The organism is Pseudomonadota bacterium (assembly GCA_030860485.1).
Lineage (GTDB): Bacteria > Pseudomonadota > Gammaproteobacteria > JACCXJ01 > JACCXJ01 > JACCXJ01.
In genome coordinates this window covers 1-3225 of record JALZID010000301.1, presented here as the reverse complement: position 1 = coordinate 3225, position 3225 = coordinate 1, and the positions used below count along the sequence as shown (strand labels likewise).

Below are 3225 nucleotides of genomic sequence, written 5' to 3'. Positions count from 1 at the left end.
ATGAGAGGGCCTCCTTTGTGGGACGTATGATCTAGAGAAACCCATACCTACCACGGAGTGCCCTCTCTTCCAAGCATTTTCGCTCATAACCTATTGATCTGTTGTCGTTAAAAAAGATCTTCACCCGTTGGAGTTGGTTCGCAAATCCAAACTCAAGAAACAGAATGATCTGTCGGTAGCACAGAATGCATTGTCTGCACTGTTGGTAAATAGAGATGCGTTGCAATTCTGGCCTCTTGGGTTCCAGGAGATTCGCTTCCAGACCATGAGTGAGGTGATCGAAAGATGGAATGCCTTGTTCTGCCAGGAAGTGAACTACCTTGGTTGTCATCCAGACTCAACTAGGTTGGAGGTCAAGGGCCTGCAATCTTCCAAACGTCCTGAAGTGGATATAGTAATAACTCGTAGCGGTGGCGATTTACAATTAGAAGCCCTGAGTGATGGTGAACTCCGTAGAGTAGACCTGGCAGCGTTTCTGTCGTTGCGTCAAATCACAATCGAATACCTTGGCTACAATCTAGAGTTGATCGTATGGGACGAACCTACGAATGGTTCGGATGAACAAGGACGGGAGTGCATGTGGGAGCGGCTCATCTCCCTTGGTGGACAACAGTTCGTAATCGACCATCAAGCGACGTTCATCGACAGGTTCGAAAACGTATTGATGGTATCGAAGGACAAGGACAGTAGTACCGTCGTAGTAGACCGGCAAGGGTAGATTATGTAGATGCACTCGAGGGGCGCTAGAGGGAGGGCAGTATGGTAGTAGCGGGTAGGGGTGCCGAAGGGCGTAGAGCTCGCCCGTCCCGCCTACGCGGCCACCCAGGTCGGCGACGTGACCAGCCAGGGGGTCGCCGCGATGCGTGCAGACATCGGTCGCACGGCCTTTGTGGTCGACGGCACCGGGGTCATGGTGGGCACCCTGTCGGACAGCTACGACTGTCTCGGCGGCGCCGCGGCCGGCGTCGCGAGCGGCGAACTGCCCGCCGGGGTGACCGTGCTGGACGAGCTGAGTCCCTGTACCGAGGCTACGGACGAAGGGCGGGGCATGATGGAGATCATCCATGACGTCGCCCCCGGGGCCAGCCAGGCCTTCCACACGGCGTTCGAAGGCCAGGCCAGTTTTGCCCAGGGCATCATCGATCTCGCCAACGCCGGCGCGAAGCTCATCAACGACGATGTCATCTATTTCGCCGAGCCCTTCTACCAGGACGGCATCATCGCCCAGGCGGTCGACACCGTCAAAGGGATGGGGGTGGCCTATTTCAGCTCCGCCGGAAATGAGGATCGCAAGGCTTACGAGTCCCCCCTTCCGTGCGAGCGGCGTGTTTTTCGACATCGGCTTCGGGCCGCAAGAGGCGCACGATTTCGATCCGGGTGCCGGTGTCGATACTGCCAGCAGATCACCATCCCGGTCGGCCGGACACTGACCCAGGTCTACCAATGGGACGAGCCCTTCTTCTCGGTCAGCGGGGCACCGGGCTCGGCGAGCGACATGGACATCGTGCTCACCAACGTGGCCTGTGAGGCCCTTGTTGCCGGCAGTGCTGCCGACAACGTCGGGGGCGATCCCTTCGAGGTCTTTGGCTTCACCAATGGCGGTCCCGTAACCACCTTCGGGGTGAGGATCCTGCGGCTCGCCTGTCCAAACCCGGGATTGATGAAGACGGTGAACGTCGGGAGCGGCTCGATCACGATCGATCAGTTCGATACCAAGAACGGAGCCTCCTGGGCGCATAGCGCCGCACTCGGGGGACTCGGTGTCGGCGCCGCCGATTACCGGGATACGCCCGCATTCGGGCGGGATCTGCCGCTCGTCGAGACGTTCTCGTCGGCCGGGGGCACGCCCATCCTATTTGATACCGCCGGGGATCGGCTCGCCACACCGGAGGTCCGCCAGCAGCCGGACATCACGGCGCCGGACGGGGCCGACACCTCGTTTTTCGGGAGTGACACGGATGGCACGGGTTTCCCGAACTTCTTCGGGACTTCGGCCGCCGCGCCGCATGCCGCCGGCGTCGCCGCGCTCATGAAGGATCTGGTCTCGACCTTGACGCCCGATGCCACGTATGCGGCGTTAAAGGCCACGGCGATGGACATGGATGATCCGAGTACCGGCGGTTTCGACACCGGCTTCGACTTTGGCACCGGCTTCGGGTTGATCCAGGCAGACGCCGCGCTCGGTGAGGTCGCACCGCCGCCACCGCCGCCACCCCAGCCCGACCTCCCGCCCTCGCCACCAATAACATCCCACCATCAACTCCGACAATTCCGATATTGCCCCCTAACGCAACGCCCTTGAGCCAAAATCCGCGACTAGGCTGCACAGGGTCGGCATGCCGTGTCCTCATTAGGTGCAATGCGCGATTGGGGTCTGGGACGTCGTGCAACATCAGGGTCAAGGTCTTCGTGCCTGCCAGTGCATTGCGGCTCAGCGAAGGTCTGGCGGTCAAGGCGCAGAGGCGGCTCCTGTTTGCTTCCGGCGTTGCCAAGATCCCCGCCGGGCAGATCGCGAACGTGAGGCTCAAGCTACGGAAGGTGGGAAGGCAGATCGCCCGGACCAGCACGCGAAAGAGGATCCGGGGCGCCATGGAGATCCGGAACTCGACCGGGACTGTCAGCTCGACAGGGATCCGCATCAAGCTCCCGTTCGCCATCAGGGTCCCTTAGGCAGACCGGCTGCCCGCACGCGCATCATGTTTCACGGCCCGCGCAGACCAGCCGACTACGAGGCTCAGGGACGCTGCTCCATAAGGCCGCAGCGTAACGTCCGCCGCTCATTGGCGGGCGGCTACAACTGCCCCATCCGAAGCGGACAATATATTGCTACAACCCCCGGACAGTTCTATCTGTTGCTGATTCTACTGTGCTTTCAAGATGAGACTAGAGACCCTCTGATCTCATAGACCTATCTTCGGCGTTCGGTAGCGGGCAGCTAGCCGCCTCATGCCCACCTGATTCCTCTATCAGCATCGTCACCTAGGACGATGAGGGGTTTCCTTTGCCCACACGCGTAACATCTTTTACGGCAACCTTCTCCCGAAGGGAGACGGAACTTTCCAGATCCGTTGAGCTGTGTGACATTGGCTGCGGGAGGGTCGGATCGCCGGACGCAAAGAACGATTGGACGTCGCTGAGCTCGGAAGTGCGGCGCATCGGGGGGAGGGCGGTCAGGAACATCTGGCCATAGGAGCGGGTATGGATGCGCGGATCGCACAGCATCAA

The 3225-nt window shown here is 60.3% G+C and carries 4 protein-coding genes; 3 read left to right on the top strand and 1 reads right to left on the bottom strand.

All coding sequences use genetic code 11. The annotated features are described in order from the left end of the window. Nucleotides 1-127 precede the first annotated feature (127 nt). From M3461_19020 to M3461_19010, 3 genes are all read left to right on the top strand, one after another. Nucleotides 128-718, top strand: coding sequence for a hypothetical protein (locus M3461_19020; GenBank protein MDQ3776294.1), 591 nt, complete (start codon nucleotides 128-130; stop codon nucleotides 716-718). 60 nt (nucleotides 719-778) lie between these two features. Then, nucleotides 779-2302 carry a S8 family serine peptidase gene (locus tag M3461_19015; protein ID MDQ3776293.1) on the top strand — a complete coding sequence of 508 codons (1524 nt, stop codon included), beginning with the start codon at nucleotides 779-781 and terminating at the stop codon, nucleotides 2300-2302. Between the two features lie 107 nt (nucleotides 2303-2409). Then, complete coding sequence (locus M3461_19010) at nucleotides 2410-2670, top strand: hypothetical protein (GenBank protein ID MDQ3776292.1); 261 nt, start codon at nucleotides 2410-2412, stop codon at nucleotides 2668-2670. A 309-nt stretch (nucleotides 2671-2979) separates the two neighbouring features. On the opposite strand, the gene M3461_19005 is transcribed toward M3461_19010, so the two are convergent. Then, a partial coding sequence (locus M3461_19005; protein ID MDQ3776291.1) for a hypothetical protein occupies nucleotides 2980-3225 on the bottom strand: 246 nt, incomplete at its 5' end.